This is a genomic window from Planococcus sp. CPCC 101016, from assembly GCF_007859295.1.
Lineage (GTDB): Bacteria > Bacillota > Bacilli > Bacillales_A > Planococcaceae > Planococcus.
This window is the reverse complement of record NZ_VOHB01000003.1, coordinates 93,768-111,809: the sequence shown is the minus strand read 5'-3', so window position 1 is coordinate 111,809 and position 18,042 is coordinate 93,768. Positions and strand designations below refer to the sequence as shown.

The 18,042-nt window shown below is 43.4% G+C and carries 17 protein-coding genes and 1 tRNA gene; 10 read left to right on the top strand and 8 right to left on the bottom strand.

Going from position 1 to position 18,042, the window contains the following annotated elements; all coding sequences use genetic code 11:
- Nucleotides 1-47: 47 nt before the first annotated feature.
- The 6 genes from FQV26_RS12635 to FQV26_RS12610 all read left to right on the top strand — a co-directional run bounded on the left by FQV26_RS12635 (nucleotide 48) and on the right by FQV26_RS12610 (nucleotide 5,316).
- A complete protein-coding gene (locus FQV26_RS12635; protein ID WP_146557904.1) occupies nucleotides 48-530 on the top strand; it encodes a TRAP transporter small permease in 483 nt (160 codons plus the stop codon).
- On the top strand, nucleotides 527-1,819 hold the full coding sequence (locus FQV26_RS12630; protein ID WP_186759900.1) for a TRAP transporter large permease: 1,293 nt from the start codon (nucleotides 527-529) through the stop codon (nucleotides 1,817-1,819). The genes FQV26_RS12635 and FQV26_RS12630 overlap by 4 nt, the downstream gene beginning before the upstream one ends.
- A gap of 30 nt (nucleotides 1,820-1,849) precedes the next feature.
- A complete protein-coding gene (locus FQV26_RS12625) occupies nucleotides 1,850-2,137 on the top strand; it encodes a cupin domain-containing protein (protein WP_146557903.1) in 288 nt (95 codons plus the stop codon).
- Between the two features lie 79 nt (nucleotides 2,138-2,216).
- Nucleotides 2,217-3,638 (top strand): NADP-dependent phosphogluconate dehydrogenase, encoded by a 1,422-nt coding sequence (gndA, locus tag FQV26_RS12620; RefSeq protein ID WP_146557902.1) that lies wholly within the window; start codon nucleotides 2,217-2,219, stop codon nucleotides 3,636-3,638.
- A gap of 24 nt (nucleotides 3,639-3,662) precedes the next feature.
- A complete protein-coding gene (gene rpiA, locus FQV26_RS12615; protein WP_146557901.1) occupies nucleotides 3,663-4,358 on the top strand; it encodes a ribose-5-phosphate isomerase RpiA in 696 nt (231 codons plus the stop codon).
- Nucleotides 4,351-5,316, top strand: coding sequence for a sugar kinase (locus tag FQV26_RS12610; RefSeq protein WP_146557900.1), 966 nt, complete (start codon nucleotides 4,351-4,353; stop codon nucleotides 5,314-5,316). Before rpiA ends, FQV26_RS12610 begins: the two co-directional genes overlap by 8 nt.
- Before the next feature lie 87 nt (nucleotides 5,317-5,403).
- Here the strand turns inward: FQV26_RS12610 and FQV26_RS12605 are convergent, their stop codons facing one another.
- The 7 genes from FQV26_RS12605 to FQV26_RS18810 form a co-directional block, all read right to left on the bottom strand.
- Nucleotides 5,404-6,003 (bottom strand): polysaccharide deacetylase family protein, encoded by a 600-nt coding sequence (locus FQV26_RS12605; RefSeq protein WP_315898442.1) that lies wholly within the window; start codon nucleotides 6,001-6,003, stop codon nucleotides 5,404-5,406.
- 60 nt (nucleotides 6,004-6,063) lie between these two features.
- Nucleotides 6,064-6,834: a phosphonate ABC transporter ATP-binding protein gene (phnC, locus tag FQV26_RS12600; protein WP_146557899.1), complete on the bottom strand. Its 771-nt coding sequence runs from the start codon at nucleotides 6,832-6,834 to the stop codon at nucleotides 6,064-6,066.
- Nucleotides 6,835-6,846: 12 nt separating this feature from the next.
- Nucleotides 6,847-7,602 (bottom strand): phosphonate ABC transporter, permease protein PhnE, encoded by a 756-nt coding sequence (phnE, locus tag FQV26_RS12595; protein WP_146557898.1) that lies wholly within the window; start codon nucleotides 7,600-7,602, stop codon nucleotides 6,847-6,849.
- An 11-nt stretch (nucleotides 7,603-7,613) separates the two neighbouring features.
- Complete coding sequence (phnD, locus tag FQV26_RS12590; RefSeq protein WP_146557897.1) at nucleotides 7,614-8,516, bottom strand: phosphate/phosphite/phosphonate ABC transporter substrate-binding protein; 903 nt, start codon at nucleotides 8,514-8,516, stop codon at nucleotides 7,614-7,616.
- Between the two features lie 127 nt (nucleotides 8,517-8,643).
- Nucleotides 8,644-9,693 (bottom strand): selenide, water dikinase SelD, encoded by a 1,050-nt coding sequence (selD, locus tag FQV26_RS12585; protein WP_186759898.1) that lies wholly within the window; start codon nucleotides 9,691-9,693, stop codon nucleotides 8,644-8,646.
- A gap of 53 nt (nucleotides 9,694-9,746) precedes the next feature.
- The gene (locus FQV26_RS12580) at nucleotides 9,747-10,742 is read right to left on the bottom strand and encodes a glycosyltransferase (RefSeq protein ID WP_186759896.1); all 996 of its coding nucleotides are present in this window, start codon (nucleotides 10,740-10,742) and stop codon (nucleotides 9,747-9,749) included.
- Nucleotides 10,743-11,163: 421 nt separating this feature from the next.
- Nucleotides 11,164-11,260 (bottom strand) — tRNA-Sec (locus tag FQV26_RS18810).
- 161 nt (nucleotides 11,261-11,421) lie between these two features.
- Between FQV26_RS18810 and selB the strand changes: the two genes are divergently transcribed.
- Genes selB through FQV26_RS12565 form a run of 3 tightly spaced genes read left to right on the top strand, consistent with a single transcriptional unit; the run spans nucleotide 11,422 to nucleotide 15,884 of the window.
- Complete coding sequence (gene selB / locus FQV26_RS12575) at nucleotides 11,422-13,326, top strand: selenocysteine-specific translation elongation factor (protein ID WP_146558208.1); 1,905 nt, start codon at nucleotides 11,422-11,424, stop codon at nucleotides 13,324-13,326.
- Nucleotides 13,323-14,726 carry an L-seryl-tRNA(Sec) selenium transferase gene (selA, locus tag FQV26_RS12570; protein ID WP_146557895.1) on the top strand — a complete coding sequence of 468 codons (1,404 nt, stop codon included), beginning with the start codon at nucleotides 13,323-13,325 and terminating at the stop codon, nucleotides 14,724-14,726. The genes selB and selA overlap by 4 nt, the downstream gene beginning before the upstream one ends.
- Before the next feature lie 15 nt (nucleotides 14,727-14,741).
- Entirely contained in the window at nucleotides 14,742-15,884 is a 1,143-nt protein-coding gene (locus FQV26_RS12565) for a glycerate kinase (protein ID WP_146557894.1), read from the top strand.
- Nucleotides 15,885-16,075: 191 nt separating this feature from the next.
- On the opposite strand, the gene FQV26_RS12560 is transcribed toward FQV26_RS12565, so the two are convergent.
- Nucleotides 16,076-16,615 carry a hypothetical protein gene (locus tag FQV26_RS12560; protein ID WP_146557893.1) on the bottom strand — a complete coding sequence of 180 codons (540 nt, stop codon included), beginning with the start codon at nucleotides 16,613-16,615 and terminating at the stop codon, nucleotides 16,076-16,078.
- Between the two features lie 199 nt (nucleotides 16,616-16,814).
- Between FQV26_RS12560 and FQV26_RS12555 the strand changes: the two genes are divergently transcribed.
- The gene (locus FQV26_RS12555; protein WP_146557892.1) at nucleotides 16,815-17,189 is read left to right on the top strand and encodes a hypothetical protein; all 375 of its coding nucleotides are present in this window, start codon (nucleotides 16,815-16,817) and stop codon (nucleotides 17,187-17,189) included.
- Nucleotides 17,190-18,042 lie beyond the last annotated feature (853 nt).

Below are 18,042 nucleotides of genomic sequence, written 5' to 3'. Positions count from 1 at the left end.
CAGCTGGTCTATTCTCCCTTTCAATCTTTTAATGAAAGGATGGTACCATGATAAAAGTCTTAGAGAAGGCGCAAATGACGTTTGGGGTAATCACCTTATCTATATTTTTTATTGCCATCATCATTCAAATTGTTTCCAGACACATGGGTGTTGCCATCATATGGACTGAAGAAGTGGCAAACTATTCATTTATTTGGTCTATTTTTATGGGGGCAGCGGTTATGGTCAACCAACGGGAACATTTTAGCTTTGATTTTTTGACGATTAAATTAAAGGGCAGAAAAAAGACAGTATTGGTATTGGTAATCGATACGATAATTTTACTTTTTGCGCTGGCGATTTTGTATTTTGGAATTGAAGCGGCACAAACTTTTTGGGATTATAATTGGGTTGCCTTACCGGAAATGAAAATGGGCTATGTTTGGATTTCGTTGCCGATTATGGGCTTCACCATGGCCGTTTACACGCTTGGCCATCTCTTCAACGGTTTTAAAGACCTCAAAAATCTGAAAAGGGGGGCTGATGCATGATTGGCATTTTACTTGTTCTGATCTTCCTGGTCCTCATGTTTATTGGTGTTCCAATTGCTTTTGTTATCGGGATTGTGTCATTTATCGGTGTCTTCAGTATTGAGACTCTTCCAGAAGTGACCGTGCCAATCAGAATGTTGAATGGCATCGATTCTTTTGTACTATTGGCTGTACCGTTATTTATCCTAGCAGCAAATCTGATGAATCACGGAAAAATATCACAAAAATTGATTGATTTGTCCCTTTCAGTTGTAGGTCACATTAGAGGTGGGTTGGCGCATTCCAATATTTTGGTATCAATGATTTTTGCCGGCGTTTCCGGGGCGGCTCAAGCGGATACTGCAGGAGTCGGGAAAATCCTCATTCCTAATATGAAAAAACAAGGGTATGATACGGACACTGCAGTCGCAGTTACAGCTGCATCTTCCACAATCGGCGTCATCATTCCGCCGAGCATTCCGATGATTATCTTTGCAGGATTAACAAATGCTTCAATTGGTGCCTTGTTCCTTGGCGGAATTGTGCCGGGCATTTTAATTGGCGTCGGGATGATGACGTTCATTTACATCATGGCTCTGAAAAGAGGCTATCCACGATCTGAAAGAGCATCTATGGGAACATTTTTAAAGCTGGTTTTTGAAACATTGCCAGCCTTATTGACGCCGGTGATTATTATCGGCGGGATTATTACTGGATTCTTTACTGCAACGGAAGCGGCAGCAGTAGCTTCTCTTTATACATTGGTAATCAGTATGTTTTATTACAAAACCTTGAAGGTGTCTGATTTGCCGGGGATTTTGAAAGACACTTTGGCACTCAGTTCATTGTCGTTATTTGCTTTAGCGGCAGCAAGTGCCCTTGGTGAATTGATGAGCTATTACCAATTGTCAGTTGTAGCCCAGCAGTTCTTTGTTGATAATATTGGAACTAAATGGTTGTTCATTCTGATCATTATCGCATTCTTCCTGTTTATCGGTACCTTCATGGATGCCATTCCAGCGATGATTTTGTTTGTTCCCATCATTTTGCCGACCGCTACTTTATTCGAAATGGATCCGGTCCATTTAGGATTAATCGTCGTTATGACTTTGGCGATTGGTTTGATCACTCCACCTTATGGTTTATGTCTGTTGCTGGCGGCAAAAATTGGCGGTCTAAGCATAGAACGTTCATTAGTGGCGGTATTGCCTTATATCTTGATTGTGATAGTGGTACTGCTGTTCGTGGCTTTCTTCCCGGACATTGCATTCTTTTTGCCAAAGATGATTAATCCAGGTCTATTCTTGTAAAAATACATTCCATAAAGAAAGGAAGATTTCATGGTTTCAAGAGAAGTATTATCGAGCACCGGTTCACTTATGTTGGTAAGAGTTAATTTAGCGGAAGGTTTTACAGGAGACGTAGATCAGCATCCGCAAGAGCAGATCAGTTACATCGAAAAAGGCATTGTGGAGTTTGAAGTAGGAGGCCAAAAAACGCTGTTGCATCAGGGGGATGCCCAATACATTCCTTCTAATGTAAAACACCAAGTAAAGGTGATTGAGGAATGTGTCATCTTGGATGTTTTTACTCCTGTGCGTCAAGATATTCTTGACCAGCAGAAATAAGCATGGAAAAGGAGAGAGGAATCTCTCCTTTTTTTGTATTTTCTGATTCACTATTATTTACAGATAGGATGAGTGTGAGATGAAGAAGCAGCAAATAGGGATTATCGGGTTAGGGGTTATGGGCGGCAATTTGGCTTTGAACATAGAAAGTAGAGGATTTTCGGTATCTCTCTATAATCGTTCCTACGAAAATACAAACTTTTTTTTGAAGAACAAAGGATCGGGAAAGCGGTTTACAGCATTCGACAAACTGCTGGATTTTGTAGAGTCATTGGAACGTCCACGCAAAATATTAGTAATTGTAAAAGCAGGAAATCCCACGGACGAAGTCATTGAATCATTGCTGCCTCACCTTGATGCTGGAGATATTCTGATGGATGGAGGAAATTCACATTTTCAGGATACTGTGGAAAGAAGCAAGCAATTAAAAGAACAGGGCATTCATCTTATGGATATTAGCTTCTCCGGCGGAGAGAAAGGGGCCTTGGAAGGACCAGCTATACTGCCAGGCGGAGCAAGAGAAGCATTTGCACAAGTAGAGCCGCTGCTAACTGTAATTTCGGCAAAAAAAGATGGACGTCCCTGTTTTACTTATTTAGGGCCAAGCGGCACCGGCCACTATGTGAAAATGGTGCATAATGGTATTGAGTACAGCGATATGCAATTAATAACAGAGGCTTATTTCATTTTAAAGCAAGTGGTTGGGCTAAAGACAGCTGAGCTTCACGAAGTGTTCAAAGAGTGGAATGAAGGGGAATTAAATAGTTACTTAATCGAAATTACAGCCGATATTTTTACTGAAACAGATCCAGATACCGGCAAAGCGCTGGTGGAGGTGATCCTGGATACTGCTGCCCAAAAAGGAACCGGTAAATGGGCAAGCCAGAACGCATTGGATTTAGGTGTACCGTTATCAATTATTACCGAAGCTGTTTTTGCCCGGGTGATGTCTTCTTTGAAAGATGAACGGGTTCATGCCAGCCAATCCATTGATGGACCGCCAAAAAGACCATTAGACAACAATAAAGAAGAGATGATTGAAGCGGTAAGAAAGGCGCTTTATATGAGTAAGTTGTGCGCTTATAGCCAGGGGTTTTCACAACTGGCAGCAGCTTCTGAAGAATATGGCTGGAAACTGCCTTATGGAGAAATTGCCATGACTTTTAAAGAGGGGTGCATCATTCGAGCGCAGTTTCTGGATAATATTATAAATGCTTACGAACGGGATCCCAAATTGAAGAATCTATTGCTGGATCCATTCTTTAAAAATTTGGTGGAAAGATATCAACCAGCATTGCGCCAAACTTTGTCGACTGCAATTCAGCATGGCATTCCAGTACCGGCCTTGTCGAGTTCGATGGCTTATTTTGATAGTTATAGGACGGCTAATTTGCCAGCCAACTTATTGCAGGCACAAAGAGATTATTTTGGTGCCCATACTTACAAAAGAACTGATAAAGAAGGTTCTTTCCATACAGATTGGCTTAAATTGAATTTATAACAAACTAGAGAAGGGGTGGAAGTCATGGAAGATATGGCAGATGCAAAGAAAAAAGAAGTTGGTGAAAAAGCGGTTGATTACATCAAAGACGGAATGATAATAGGATTGGGATCTGGCTCCACTGTCTACTGGATGCTGAAAAAACTAGGGGAACGTGTAAAAGAAGGCTTAACTGTCAAAGGGGTGCCGTCGTCTTTAAGAACAGAGGGGTGGGCGAAAGAATTCGGTATTCCCTTAACAACGCTTTCAGAATCCCGGCACTTGGACTTGGCCATCGATGGAGCAGATGAAGTGGATCCTTCCTTTAATTTGACCAAGGGAGGAGGAGGATCATTGCTGCGGGAGAAGTTGGTGAATGATGCAGCCGATCAATTGATCATCGTTGTGGATGATAGTAAGTTGGTTGATCGGCTTGGGGCATTTCCCTTACCGGTTGAAATCGTTCCATTTGGTTGGGAAAATACTGCAGAAAAAATAGCGGACTTACAATGTCAGCCAAAACTCAGAAGAGAGAGTGGAGAAGTTTTTGTCACCAATAACGGCAATTATATTGTGGATTGTCAATTCGCTGAAATATCCGACCTACATGCCCTTCATCGGAATTTAAAGCTGATCTTAGGAGTCGTTGAAACAGGGTTATTTATCAATATGGCGAATATCGTCTTGGCAAGTGGAGAAAACGGAGTAAGAATACTCGAAAAGGAGGAGCTCCATGAGTGAAATAGAAGTCTTTACCTTAGGCGAAACAATGGTTGTCTTTCAGCCTGAACAAATGCAATCTCTCGAGTATGTTCAGCAATTTCCAAAACGGATTGGCGGAGCCGAAACTAATGTGGCGATTGGGTTAAGCCGCTTAGGACATAGAGTCGGTTGGTTCAGCAAGCTAGGAGAAGATTCATTTGGCCAGTATGTCTATAAATCGGTCAGGGGAGAAGGCGTTGAGACGTCATCTTGCATTTTTACTGATCAAGCAGCAACCGGTGTGCTTTTTAAAGAGCAACTGTCACCAGAAGACATGAACGTCTATTATTACCGGAAAGGTTCAGCAGCAAGTTTGATGGAACCGGGAGATCTTGATGAAGCATATATTGCTCAGGCAAAAATTCTTCATATCACAGGAATTACGCCTGCTTTAAGTGATGCGTGCTACAGAACGGTCATGGAAGCCATCAGAATTGCCAAAAAGCATGGACTGACCATTGTATTTGATCCAAATCTGCGGTTGAAATTATGGACTGCAGAAAAAGCAAAGCGCATATTGAATGAAATCGCCATGCATGCGGATGTGATTTTACCTGGCCTTGATGAAGGGCAATTTATGACCGGTAAAGAAAAAATAGAGGATGTGGCAGAATCATTAAATGATGGAAAAGACAAAACCATCATCGTAAAAATTGGCAGTAAAGGAGCGTATGTGCATACCCGAGAAGAGCAATTCATCGTTGATGGATTCCCAATTTCTCAAATAATGGATCCAGTAGGAGCAGGTGACGGGTTTGCAGCAGGAATCATCAGCGGCATTTTAAAACAGGACTCCTTAAAACAAACAGTCAAACGCGCCAACGCAATCGGGGCAATGGTGATGAAAGTAAAGGGCGATTTTGAAGGATTGCCAAATTCTGCAGCAGTGGAAGATTTTATTGATCCCGTGAATGAGTGGAAGGATATTAAACGCTGAAGAATTACTGGCGATACCATTTAAAACGAAATGCATATAAAGAAAAATACAAAAAAGTCGGTGCCTATTTATGGCACCGACTTTTTGTTAGGTCTCTTTCAGTAAAGAGAAGCTATAGCCCTGTTCTTTAATGGCTTTAATCAATTGGGGAAGAATGGCAACCGTCTGCTCTAATTCATGCAGCAGGATGATAGCGCCATCCTCCAAATTTTCCGTAACGTATCGAACAATTTGATCAGGATCTTCCTTCAGTTCCCAATCCATTGAGGCGATGCGCCACAGGACGGTCGTTAAGTTCAAAGCTCTTGCTGCTTTTAAGGTATTACGGTCATAGCGTCCATAAGGGGGACGGAAATAGACTAGGGGATTTCCAGTAATTTTTTCAATATGGGCCACACTGTTGCGGATATCTTCGTACTGCTCTTCATAAGAAAGTTCAACCAAATTCCGATGTTTCATTGAATGCGTTCCTAGAATATGTCCTTCATCCACCAGACGCTGCCACGGCCTTGATGGATAAAGAAGACGTGATTGCCAAAAGAACATGGCTTGCACATTCTCCTCTTTCAGGATGTCTAATATTTGTAGCAACACTTTGCTTGGACCATCATCAAAACTGAGGACTACGGATTTGTCGCTATGAATTTGATTGAGTGTAATGATTTGCGGATTAGTAGAGTCGTACACGACCCTGGATTGATCAACTGCTCATGGACTTTTAATCATGCAGATCATCTCCTTTCGCTGTTAAATCCCAGCGTCAAAAAATGCGGTTTGCGGGTTGGAAGTATAGGTTTCACGGTATTCGGCATTGTTGAATTTTTCCGGTGGACCGTCAAAAATAAGTTTTCCATCTTTCAATGCCAAAATGCGGGTAGCATAGCGTTTGGCTAATTCAATATCATGGACGTTGATAATCGTCAGTAGATTCAGGCGTTCGTGCATTTCCGTCAACAAAGTGAAAATATGGTTGGAAGTGCCGGGATCCAGACTGGCGACTGGTTCATCCCCTAGTAAAACTTTTGGCTGCTGTGCAAGCGCACGGGCGATGCCGACACGCTGTTTTTGACCGCCGCTTAACTGTTCGACTTTGCGGTAAGTCATTTCTGACAGACCGACATCAGCAATGACTTGCTTTGCCAATGCCAGTTCCTCAGCGGTGAACCAGCCGATTAGATTCTTGAAAGAAGAACGGTAACCAAACATGCCAGTCAGAACATTTTGTATCACACTCAAACGTGGAACTAAGCTGAAATGCTGAAAAATCATGCCCGTTTCCCTGCGTACTTTACGCAATTTTTCTTCATTATGGACAGAAATATCCTTGCCGTCAAAATAAATTTCTCCGCCGGTTGGTTTTTGCAGCCCGTTCAAACAACGGATAAACGTTGATTTTCCCGCTCCGCTTTTACCCAGCACACAGACAAAATCACCTTTGTTAAGGGACAGGCTGATATCAGTCAGTGCTTCAACTTTAGTATCCGGATAATGTACAGATAAATTTTTCACTTGAATCATATAGCCACTCCTTTATATAACGCGATTTCGAATAGTGCTGGCCAAAAAGTCGATAGCAATGACCATAACCATAATGATCAATACATCCAATGAAACAGAAGAATACTGGAAGGTTTTAAAGTCATTGAACAAGCGCTGACCGATTCCACCGCCGCCGATAAAGCCCAGTATAAGGGAAGTACGGATAGCAACTTCAAATCGATAGAAAAACTGGGACAAAACATTTGGCCAAATTTGTGGAAGAATGCTGAAAAGATTTGCCAGCCATTTTTTCGCACCAACTGCCCGCATGGCTTCCTGTGGACCTGGATCGGCAGCTTCAATCAATTCAGAAACCAACTTACCAAAAACTCCTACATTGTGGAACATGATGGCAATAACTGCTGGAAAAGGTCCAAGTCCAAGCGTTGTCAGCAAGATTAGTCCGAAGACGATTTCTGGGATGGAACGGACAAAACTAAGCACGACACGAGTAATATGGAAAAGAAATTTGGAAGGTGCGGTATTGCGTGCAGCCATAAAGCTGATCGGCAAGGCGATCAGTAAGCCAAAAACACTTCCAAGAAAGGCCATCGCCAAGGTCTCGAATGTATCCTCTACCATACCCGGCAGTTTGGAAAAGTCCATCGGCCACCATTGCGACAAGAAATCGATCATATTCCGGAAGTCCTTAAATTTGGAAAGGTCGAATTCCGTAATCCGCATGCTGAAATAAACCAGCACCAGGACGATTATCAATGTAATGAAATTGCTTTTTTTAAACCACAAGCTGATCAACTCTATTCTTCAATGATTCCTTGCTTTATCGCCGCTTGTTTGATGCTTTCGTAATCTGCATTTGTGGCTTCAGTAAAGCCGGTAGCACCAAAGGCATCAAGGATTTCAGGGTCTTCAATTGCTAAAAACGCTTCACGAAGTTTTGCGACTGTTTCATCATCTGTACTTTCCAAGACAGCCCATGGGTATTGGAACAATGGCTCGGATTCCCAGATGATCTTTAATTGTTCAGAATCGATTTTGCCTGATTCAATTAATTGATTGTAAATCGCGCTGTCGATGGCACCTGCATCTACCTGTTTGTTTTGGACAGACAATGCAGTAGCATCATGCGATCCGGTAAAACGAACACTCTCGAATTGGTTTTCCTGTTCGGATTCATATACTCCGCGATCCTGCAATTCAATAGAAGGAATCAATGAACCGGAAGTAGAGTTCGGATCACCGAAAGCAAACTGTACTTCACCTGGGTTTTCCAATAATTCCTCCAAAGAAGTTACGGGATTGTCTTTGTGAGTAATGACATACGAATGATAGTATGGCTCGCCGTCAACGAGTTGAGTGATGATGGCTTTTGCATTGCTGTTTGCTTCCGCGATAACGTAAGTCAATGGTCCGAGATAGGCCATATCAATTTGATCGTAATTCATGGATTCCACAACACCGTTGTAGTCAGGATAAACTTCAATCTCGACTTCACGGCCTAATTCTTCGCTCAGAATTGTTTGCAGTTTATCCATTGCCGTTTGCATTTCACCTTCTGTTTGTGCTGGAATTACGCCGATCGTAAAGGGTTCTTCGTTATCGGACGCTGTTGAACTTTCATTTTCAGTTGAATCATTTCCACAGGCAGCTAGGAACAATGCCAGGAAAAGTACAGAAATCGTTGAAATCCATTTTTTCAATATAAGCACCTCTTCATATTTTTTGGTGTAGGTTTAAGCTGACAGTAAAACAAGGACTCAAGCAGAGTCCTTGTCAAAAGCTTAAAATAAATCATGTCTAAGCTGGTCAGATTAGCAAAGCCAAACCTTAAATTACTTGAATACGTCCTGGATTTTCACTTGTCACATTCCCGATGATGGCGGATTGGACATTGTTTTCAAGCAGGTTACGCTGTAATGCGTCAGCTTCTGCTTCAGGAACTGAAATCAGCAAGCCTCCGGAAGTGACTGCATCGCAAAGGATCAATTGATCGATTTCACTGATATCGTTCGCATAATCGATATCGTCCGCAAGCCATTGGCGATTTTTTCGTGTGCCGCCCGGAATAATATTTTGTTCTGCAAGTTCTTTTGCACGTGACAGGACCGGTACGTTTTGGTTGATGACTGTTACTCCGACGTTGCCGCCTTTTGCGATTTCCATTGTATGGCCAAGCAAACCAAATCCAGTCACATCCGTACAGGCATTGACAGTGTATTTTTCCATTACTTCTGCAGCAGTTTTATTCAATGTGGCCATGACGTTCATGACTTCATCCAAATCCTCTTTTTCCAGTATGCCTTGTTTGATGGCGGTTGTTAAAATGCCGACACCAATCGGTTTTGTCAAAATAAGGCGGTCTCCCGGTTTAGCGCCAGCATTGGAGCGAATGCGATCGGGATGAATCGTTCCTGTAACGGATAGACCGAATTTAGGCTCTTGGTCGTCAATTGAATGGCCGCCGACCAAAGTGGCTCCGGATTCCTTGACCTTATCGGAAGCACCAGCGAGTATATCGGCTAAAATGCTCTTATCCAATGTGTTGATTGGAAAAGCGACGATGTTCATGACGGTTAGTGGCTTGCCGCCCATGGCATAGACATCGCTCAACGCATTGGCTGCACCAATTTGGCCGAACATATAGGCATCATCGACAATCGGTGTAAAGAAATCCAATGTCTGGACTAGTGCTGTTTCATCATTAATTTTATAAACTCCCGCATCGTCAGCTGTTTCCAGGCCGACCAGCAAGTTTGGATCGTCTACATTTTTCGGTAAGTGACGCAGAACCTGCGCCAGGTCCTCAGGACCAATTTTGCAGCCTCAACCGCCTTTTGTAGATAAAGAAGTTAGTTTTACGCTTTCTTTTTCAACCATGTTAATCTCTCCTTTTTTACACTCGATTGCTTGCTGCACATCGAAAATACAGCTTAGTTTAAGATACGTTGATAAATCTCCAGCAAAGTCTCAGCTTCGCGTTCACTTGAATGCTGCTGCTTTACATAGGCTTCAGCGGACTGACCTATATTTTGCCTTATTTTGTTATTATTCATTAGCTTTTCAGCATAATCAAGGAATTCGTTTCGGGTTTTATATAAAAACCCAGTTTCCTCATTGGAGAGGATGCCACTATTGCCCGGAATGTCTGACGCTAGCACCGGTAAAGAATATCCCATTGCTTCCAAAATTGTTGCCGGCTGACCTTCTGACAAGGAAGTGTTTAAGACAACATCGGCTTCTCGATATACAGAACCCATCTCTTCATGCGGGACTTGACCAAGATAACGAATCCAGTCCTTATGGCGATCGACCAATTCCATGACAACTTGGCCTTCCTTTTCCTCGAGGACAGGTCCAACCAGCCATAACCGCAGTTGAGGATGTTGTACATGCAGCTCCTCGAGAATCGAAATCGCAGCAGGGATGTTTTTCACTTTCCGTATGCCTGCAGGCAAGAAAAATAAAAAGCTGTCGGGTTCTTTGGTAAAAGGCGAAAGGCCAGGAGGAGAAGGGTGATTGCCCTGCGGCATAACAAAAACTTTATCAGTGAGCCCTGGGACTTCCGTCACCAACAGTCTTTTGGCTTTTTCATCAAATACATGAATAGCTTTCGCGCCATTCAAAGAAGCCAGTACATCGTTCCGTTTCTCGGGATTAAAAAGGTCATGGTTCAAATCAGTTCCGGTAATGGTAACCATATAATGTGGTGGTTTTGAATCCAGTTTTTGCAGAAACTGATAAAAATTATAGGCATGGAAGCCGTGGACGATATCAGCATCTGGAAAAGAGCGGATGACGTTGGTATCTGTCGTTGAAATAATTTCAATTTCTACTCCCAATTTTTCCAGGTTTTCTGCGATGCGTTGAACCGTCACCGTGTTTCCGCGAAGCTGCGGATAGTTCGGTGAAGCTAAAACAATTTTCATTCTCTTCATCCTTTGATTCAACGATTTGAATATGCAAGCATTCCTGCTAGATTAAATTATCCTAAAACTAAGGGAATTTGTCACTTAACTCGTCTTTCTTTCATAAAAAAAGATTGCCGCTACGGCAATCTTTTAAGATGGGACTTGTGCATTTCTTGTTGTCCAGCTTCAGCGCCTAGCTCCTCGGGGTCTTAAGCCTGTCAGAGCTGGACAGGCGCTTCCGCTTTTCTATTGTTCAGCTTCGGCGCCCAGATTCTAGGGTCATAAGTCAACCCAGCTGCGTGGCAAAGAACGCCACACTGCTGGTCTGCCTTATGCCCGTCGAGGGCCCGCAGGAAGCGGGTCAGCTAACCGTTGCGACAGGAAGTCGCGTTTTTAGGTTAGCATCCTCTTTTGGGCACCTCAGCATTTCATTATGTATTGGCGGGATTGCGTGGGAATCGAACCCACCGAGCCTGGCACGCAGGCCCCTCAGGGTTTTGAAGACCCAGGAGGACACCAGTCACCCATCCAACCCCAATTTATTATTTGGGAACCTGTACAAGTTTATACTGAAAAAAAGTTCTGTGCAAGAAAGGCGCCTACATAAAAACCTTTAGCACAGTGCTTAGGCTTGAAACAGCCTCAGCTGAAGCTTAAAGTAAAGGGAGAAGCCAATAAGAGAAGGCGTGTGAAGAAAATGGAAGAACGGTATTTTACTATCGGTATGGCAGGGCATATCGATCATGGCAAGACCAGTCTGACAAAAGCGTTGACTGATGTCGATACTGACCGATTAAAGGAAGAAAAAGAACGCGGCATCTCCATTGAATTGGGGTATGCGTCTTTAAAGCTTGAAGAGAATCTATTCGTTTCAATTGTTGATGTACCCGGGCATGAGCGGTTTATTCGGCAGATGATTGCCGGAGTTGCCGGGATTGATCTGGTGATTCTGGTGGTGGCAGCAGATGAAGGCATCATGCCGCAGACAGAAGAGCATTTGGAAATCCTGCAATTTCTGGGTGTTAAACGCTGCATCGTTGCCATTTCAAAAATGGATCGAGTCGATGAAGTGATGCTCGAATTGGTGACAGATGATATTAAAGACAGGTTGTCCGGGACTGTTTTTCACAATGCCCCTTATATTACGCTGGACAGCCTCTCCGGTAATGGGATTAATGAGTTGAAACAGCTGATTTTGTCGGAACTGAAAACGATGAGTTTTCGGGATGCTTATGGCTCATTCCGTTTGCCGATTGATCAGGTATTTTCAGTCCAAGGGCAAGGTACGGTTGTCAGAGGCACGGTTTATGAAGGCATTGTGCGGAAAGCGGCACAATTGATGGTTTTGCCAGAAGGGATTCCTGTGAGAGCGAGGCAAATACAAGTTCATCACGAGGAGCGTGAACTGGCTCGAGCAGGACAGCGAACCGCCATCAACCTTGGAGGAATCGATCGCACAGCCGTGAAACGGGGAGATGTGCTGGTCGATTCGGGTCATTTTTTGGTGACGGATACGATCGATGTGGCTTTGCAGGTCATTGACCGGAAATTTTCTGCGATCAAGCAGCGGACAGGCGTGAAGATTCACATTGGCACATCTGAAGTGATGGGGAAGATTGTTTTTTTCGATCGCAAGGAGCTGGAAAAGACATCAGATGAGGTACTTTGCCAAATTCGCCTCGATGAAAAAATAGTGGTACGCCGAGGAGACCGTTTCATTTTACGGCGGCCAAGCCCGGTAGAGACGATTGGCGGGGGCTGGGTCATTCAGCCAAACGGTGGAAAGTACCGTTTTGGAAAAGGTACCATCGACATGCTTCGCCAGCACCAGCAAGGAACGCCGCAGGATCTGGTAATCGATGCCTTAAACAAATACATTCTTCTCGACCATCAGCAGCTGATGCAGCAAACTTCACTGGATGAACACACTTTAAATGAAACTTTGTCAGAGGGGCTGGCTGCGCACGTCTGGTTGGAGGTCCCGCGTCAAGGCTATAGCTTAACCAAAACCTTCATTAAAATAAAAGATGACGTGCTAGAAAGGCTCCGGCTGTTTCATGAAGATTTTCCTATGCGGGTGGGTATGGGCAAAGCGGAGCTGATTCAAACTGCCAGCACCGGTTATCCAAAGTCTTTGCTTGAGTTCAGCCTGAATTTACTGGATGAACAAAATGAAATAAAACGATTCGGACAATTTGTGGCTTTGGCCCCTTTTGAACCGGATCTGCCAAAGAAATGGCGTACCCGAATGGAGCAGATTGTCGAGGCTCTAGAGAAGGATGGTTTTCAAGCGAAGAAGTGGGAAGATTATTTCGTTGGTACACCATTGCCGAAGCCAGAAATTGCTGAACTTACGGCGTATTTGCTTGAGACTTCACAAGTTTATCAATTAAGGGAAGATACCTTGATTCATCACACTGCATTTGAACAGGCTCTTGACCAGCTGCAAAAAAACACGGGTGCTTTTTTCGATTTGAAGCAAGCGAAAGATATCCTTAATTTATCGAGGAAAAACATGATTCCGTTTTTGGAACTGTTGGACCAGCTAAACTACACGAGACGGTCAGAAGATCAGCGTCACTGGATGGAGGACAAGAGATGAAAGCGTATTTGCGGCAGCTGCCGGCAGTCCATGAATTGCAGAAAGACCAGCGCTTTGATCTATTAAAACAGTCTTTCAGCTTGGACGGTAACCGGCTTACCGAGTTTCTGCAACAGGAAGTCAGCATACTTCGACAGGAACTCCTAGCAGGGAAAGCCGTCATTGATAAGGAGGTTCCGGATTTTGCCGGAATGATTTTCGAACGTACTGCAATGCATATCAACCACTGGCAAGGAGATCGTTTGGCGCAGGTGATCAATGCAACCGGAACCGTATTGCACACCAATTTAGGACGCTCCCGTTTAAGCCGGGCAGCAATTGCACGGGTGACAAAGACGGCAGAGAATTATTCGAACCTGGAATATCGTTTAATAGAAGGAAAACGTGGATCTCGCCATGACATCATCGAAGATCTGCTGCTGGAAGCAACAGGCGCAGAAGCGGCAATGGTTGTAAACAATAATGCCGCAGCAGTATTTCTTATTTTAAGCGCTTTAGCCAAACAGCGGGAAGTCATTGTCTCCCGGGGGCAGTTGGTGGAGATTGGCGGCTCTTTCCGAGTGTCATCCATTATGGAAGAAAGTGGTGCTCATCTCGTCGAAGTAGGCACGACCAACAAAACTCATCTTTATGATTACGAGCAGGCAGTAACTGAAGAAACCGCCATGATCATGAAAGTGCATACCAGCAATTTTAAAATGATCGGCTTTACGGAGACGGTAGAGACTTCCAAACTGGCCGAATTAGCGGATACGCATCCCGGGGTCATCTTTTATGAAGATTTGGGGAGCGGTGCACTTTATGATTTTAAAAAGCATGGCATCGGTGACGAACCACTTGTCCGCGAAGTGATCGAAAGCGGAGTGGACCTCATTTCCTTCAGCGGCGATAAACTGCTGGGCGGTCCGCAAGCTGGATTGATCGCCGGTAAAAAAGAATTGATCGATCGTTTGAAAAAACATCAATTGGCGCGCGTATTGAGAGTCGATAAAATGACATTGGCTGCGCTGGAAGAAACCTTGAAAAGCTATTTGGCCGGTTCTGAGAACATGATGGAATTGCCCACCATTCGGGATATTATCCGTCCTGCAGAAGAAATAAAAATTCAGGCGCAATTGTTCGTTGACAGTTTGCACAAAAAGACCAGCAAGTATCGCAGCTTGCTTCAGGAAAGCACTTCCCAAATAGGCGGAGGAACCATGCCTGGTGTTGAAATACCTACTTATCTGGCTGCAATAACCCATCAGACCATGAGTGCCGAACAATTATCGGCGCAGCTCAGACAAACCGAACCGGCGATTGTGGCACGTATCCAAGGTGATCGAGTATGCCTGGATTTCCGAACCATTGAAAGCACGGAGATGGCAGCTTTGCTGGAAGGGTTTACAGCTTGTGAATAAAAAGGGGGAGAATTGGTGAAAATCCTGATAGCACCCGATTCATTCAAAGGAAGCATGACAGCGCTGGAAACAGCTTTAGCCATGGCAGAAGGTGTTCAAGAGGCCAATCACGGCAGCATGACAGTTTTACTGCCGGCCGCTGATGGAGGAGAAGGAACGATGTCTGCACTGGTGGCAGCAACCGGCGGGAAAACGATTGAAGCGGTGGTCGAAGATCCGCTTGGGCGGAAAATCACCGCTCGCTATGGCGTGCTTGGAGATGAACAGACGTGCGTTGTGGAATTGGCAGAAGCATCAGGACTGACTCTTTTGGATGAAGCAGAACGAAATCCTCTCCGTGCTTCTACTTATGGAACCGGCGAACTGATTGCCCATGCACTGGATGCCGGATGCCGAGAGTTTATAGTCGGTCTTGGAGGCAGTGCGACAAATGACGCCGGGATTGGCATGATGCAGGCGCTCGGCATGAAGTTTCTGGATGCCGACGGTGTGGAACTTGGGCCAGGTACTGTGGCGTTGAATGGCTTATCAAAAATCGATCCATCCGGTTTTGATAAACGTATTATGGAGAGCCGATTTCTGATTGCGGGCGATGTCGAAAATCCATTGGTCGGCCCTGAAGGTGCTTCGGCCGTTTTCGGACCGCAAAAAGGTGCGACGCCCGAAATGGTCCAAACGTTTGATGCCATTTTAACGAATTTTGCTGATTTGGTGGAGCGTTTAACCGGAACGGCTCTGCACAATAAAAAAGGTGCAGGGGCTGCCGGCGGAGCAGGAGGAGCATTCCAGGCATTCTTTTTAGGGGAGACGAAGCGAGGCATCGATGTGGTGCTGGAAGCAATAAACTTTGAAGAGCAATTGCTGAATGCTGACTTGGTGCTGACCGGAGAAGGAAAAAGCGACAGCCAGACCTTATCCGGAAAAACCCCGTTTGGCATTGCGGAATTGGCCAATCGCCACTCAAAAAAGGTTATCCTGATTTCTGGAATGGTCGAAGAATCGGACAGAGAACAGCTTTTGCCTTACTTTACCGAAGTCCACGCTATTACGGATGACGGCATTTCACCGGAAGAATCCATGTCAAATGCCTTTAGCTGTGTGAAAATGAAAACCAGAAAAGTGATGGAAAGTTACTTGAATAGCAGCCACCTCCAGTAATATAAAAGGGCTGTCACTAAAAGATCATGAAAAATGACTTTTGGTGTCAGTCCTTTTGTCGTTCTTAAAAAGAGTTGACTGATTTCCATTGCAACGGACTTCAAGAAAACTCACTTTTAAATAAAACTGGCGGAGAAAAAATAATCATTTTTCTCCGCCAGTTTTATTTAAGGACTTATGAGGCAGTCCCTCTATTCATTCAAGACAGGATGTTCCTTATAGTCCAAAGTGATATCGGGAAGGATGACAGGCTCGACATTGGCCCAGATTAATTGATCACGGGTCTCTTTGTCTAGCCGGAAGGACATGACCTGTTCATCCTTTACGCTGTTTTGTCCATCAGCGACGGGATAAATCCATGAAATGGAAATGTTGTTCAGTTGAGGACTATCAGATAATGGGGTCAGAATAGCTATAGCCTGCTGCCACATCATCTGCTTGGTTGACATTATGGTAAATCCTTTATCGGCATTCAACACGAGCTCTACATCCCAATTCTCAAATGTACGAGACACCAATATGTCGTCGATACGCTTTTTGTTCAGATTGCTCTTTTCGCCGGTCTGAGCGATGACGACCGTCTGCAGGTCGTTTTTTAAATTTTTTGCCTCCTGTGATTCGGGTTTCAACATCCAGCCGCTGACCATCAGAAGAAAAATCATCAATGCGGGGAGCCAACCGCCAGAACCTCGAATATTTCGTTTCTGCATTTCAGCCATGGTTGTCGCCACTCCAATCTTATCTATTCTTCTAGTATAGATGAAACTTCTGTCTGTATTAAAAATCGGGGTTTATAAAGACATCGGCATCGGTGTTCAAATTTCCAAGAACATTTTTTATTAGGAGAAAAGAAGGATATTACGGAAGGATTAAAGAATAATAAGAATTAACTGAAATTTTAAAAAAAGGGGTATAAAGGAGGAATAACAAATGGAAAATTTACATGAAGAGAAAATGTCATCTATAAAACTTGAGGAGATGAAAATGCTCTACAGAGAATTGGAAAGATTTTATTTTACCTATAAGCCTGATATAGAAGAGCTTGAGGAGGACGGGGAAGCTGCACGGATGATCATTAATTTAAATTCACTAAATCCGTACAGTCAGGAAGAACATGTTGAAGCCATCAAATTTCTTCTGTACTTTTTATCCGAGTATTGTTGGCAGCAAGATCCGCAGGTGGAAGCGGCAATGGATTTTTTATTGCAGCGTGCCAAAGAAGTGGTGCCGAGAGAAAAGCGTCTACGCCATAAGATGAGAAAATGGCTGCGTCATCTAGATACTGAGGAACAGCCGCTTTTTTAAAGAACTAATTAAACTGCATGTAACTAGTGAAAAGGGCCTGGCAGCAGGTTCTTTTTTTTTGTCGATTTAGTAACTTCAAGTAACCTATCTTGTGCTTTATCCGGAAATGCCGAGAAATTTTAAGCGTTTTGGTCCAGGTCGATCAAGCGAATAGATAGAATACCTTTTTTCGAATAATCCGTTTGAGTAATTGTTAGTGGGTACGCTCAGTATTCTTTTTGTTTGGCTTGTCCAGATAAATATTTCGTTCGTTGATGCAGATATCTCTCATAGCTTTCAGCTGATGGTGTTCGTTTGGATATTTACTGTTAATCAAAATACGGCTAAATTCACGATTCATGCTTCCCCCCAAAAATGATTATTTTCTTTAGTTGTACTTGAAAAGCGTTTGTAAAAGTGTGCGTAAACTTGCGAACGCTCTTTTTGCCGTTTTCCAGTTCTACTAGAGAATACGCAAAGGTGCACTTTTACGAACGGTTTTAAATTAAATTTGCTCTATATAAAAAAGTAACCCTTGGGTGACTAATTTTATTTTATATGCAAATAAGCAAAATTTCATGTTAACAAGACAATCAGTTTCGATACAAACTGGTTGTCTTATTTATTATAAGGGATTACAAAAATTTCTATTTTATATTGTACACTTGAGATAAAAAGTTGGAACTTTACACTCTTCACTGGTATGAAGTATTTCAACTTCCTTATGGAACTTTAAATCCCTTTATATAGGTTTCTTTTGAAAAAGTAATTTGGTAAGTAATAAAAATTCTGAAAGGCACGAAAATTAATCTGAAAAATAGAGTGTGATAAAAATTAAAATATAAATAGTATTTTTGAAACTTTCTACTTTATT

Bases quoted from the DNA above. Each gene is read 5' to 3' on its own strand.
- FQV26_RS12630 (WP_186759900.1), top strand. From the start codon at position 527: ATGATTGGCATTTTACTTGTTCTGATCTTCCTGGTCCTCATGTTTATT.
- selA (WP_146557895.1), top strand. From the start codon at position 13,323: ATGAAAGCGTATTTGCGGCAGCTGCCGGCAGTCCATGAATTGCAGAAA.
- FQV26_RS12635 (WP_146557904.1), top strand. From the start codon at position 48: ATGATAAAAGTCTTAGAGAAGGCGCAAATGACGTTTGGGGTAATCACC.
- FQV26_RS12555 (WP_146557892.1), top strand. From the start codon at position 16,815: ATGGAAAATTTACATGAAGAGAAAATGTCATCTATAAAACTTGAGGAG.
- FQV26_RS12610 (WP_146557900.1), top strand. From the start codon at position 4,351: ATGAGTGAAATAGAAGTCTTTACCTTAGGCGAAACAATGGTTGTCTTT.
- rpiA (WP_146557901.1), top strand. From the start codon at position 3,663: ATGGAAGATATGGCAGATGCAAAGAAAAAAGAAGTTGGTGAAAAAGCG.
- gndA (WP_146557902.1), top strand. From the start codon at position 2,217: ATGAAGAAGCAGCAAATAGGGATTATCGGGTTAGGGGTTATGGGCGGC.
- FQV26_RS12580 (WP_186759896.1), bottom strand. From the start codon at position 10,742: ATGAAAATTGTTTTAGCTTCACCGAACTATCCGCAGCTTCGCGGAAAC.
- FQV26_RS12625 (WP_146557903.1), top strand. From the start codon at position 1,850: ATGGTTTCAAGAGAAGTATTATCGAGCACCGGTTCACTTATGTTGGTA.
- phnC (WP_146557899.1), bottom strand. From the start codon at position 6,834: ATGATTCAAGTGAAAAATTTATCTGTACATTATCCGGATACTAAAGTT.
- selB (WP_146558208.1), top strand. From the start codon at position 11,422: ATGGAAGAACGGTATTTTACTATCGGTATGGCAGGGCATATCGATCAT.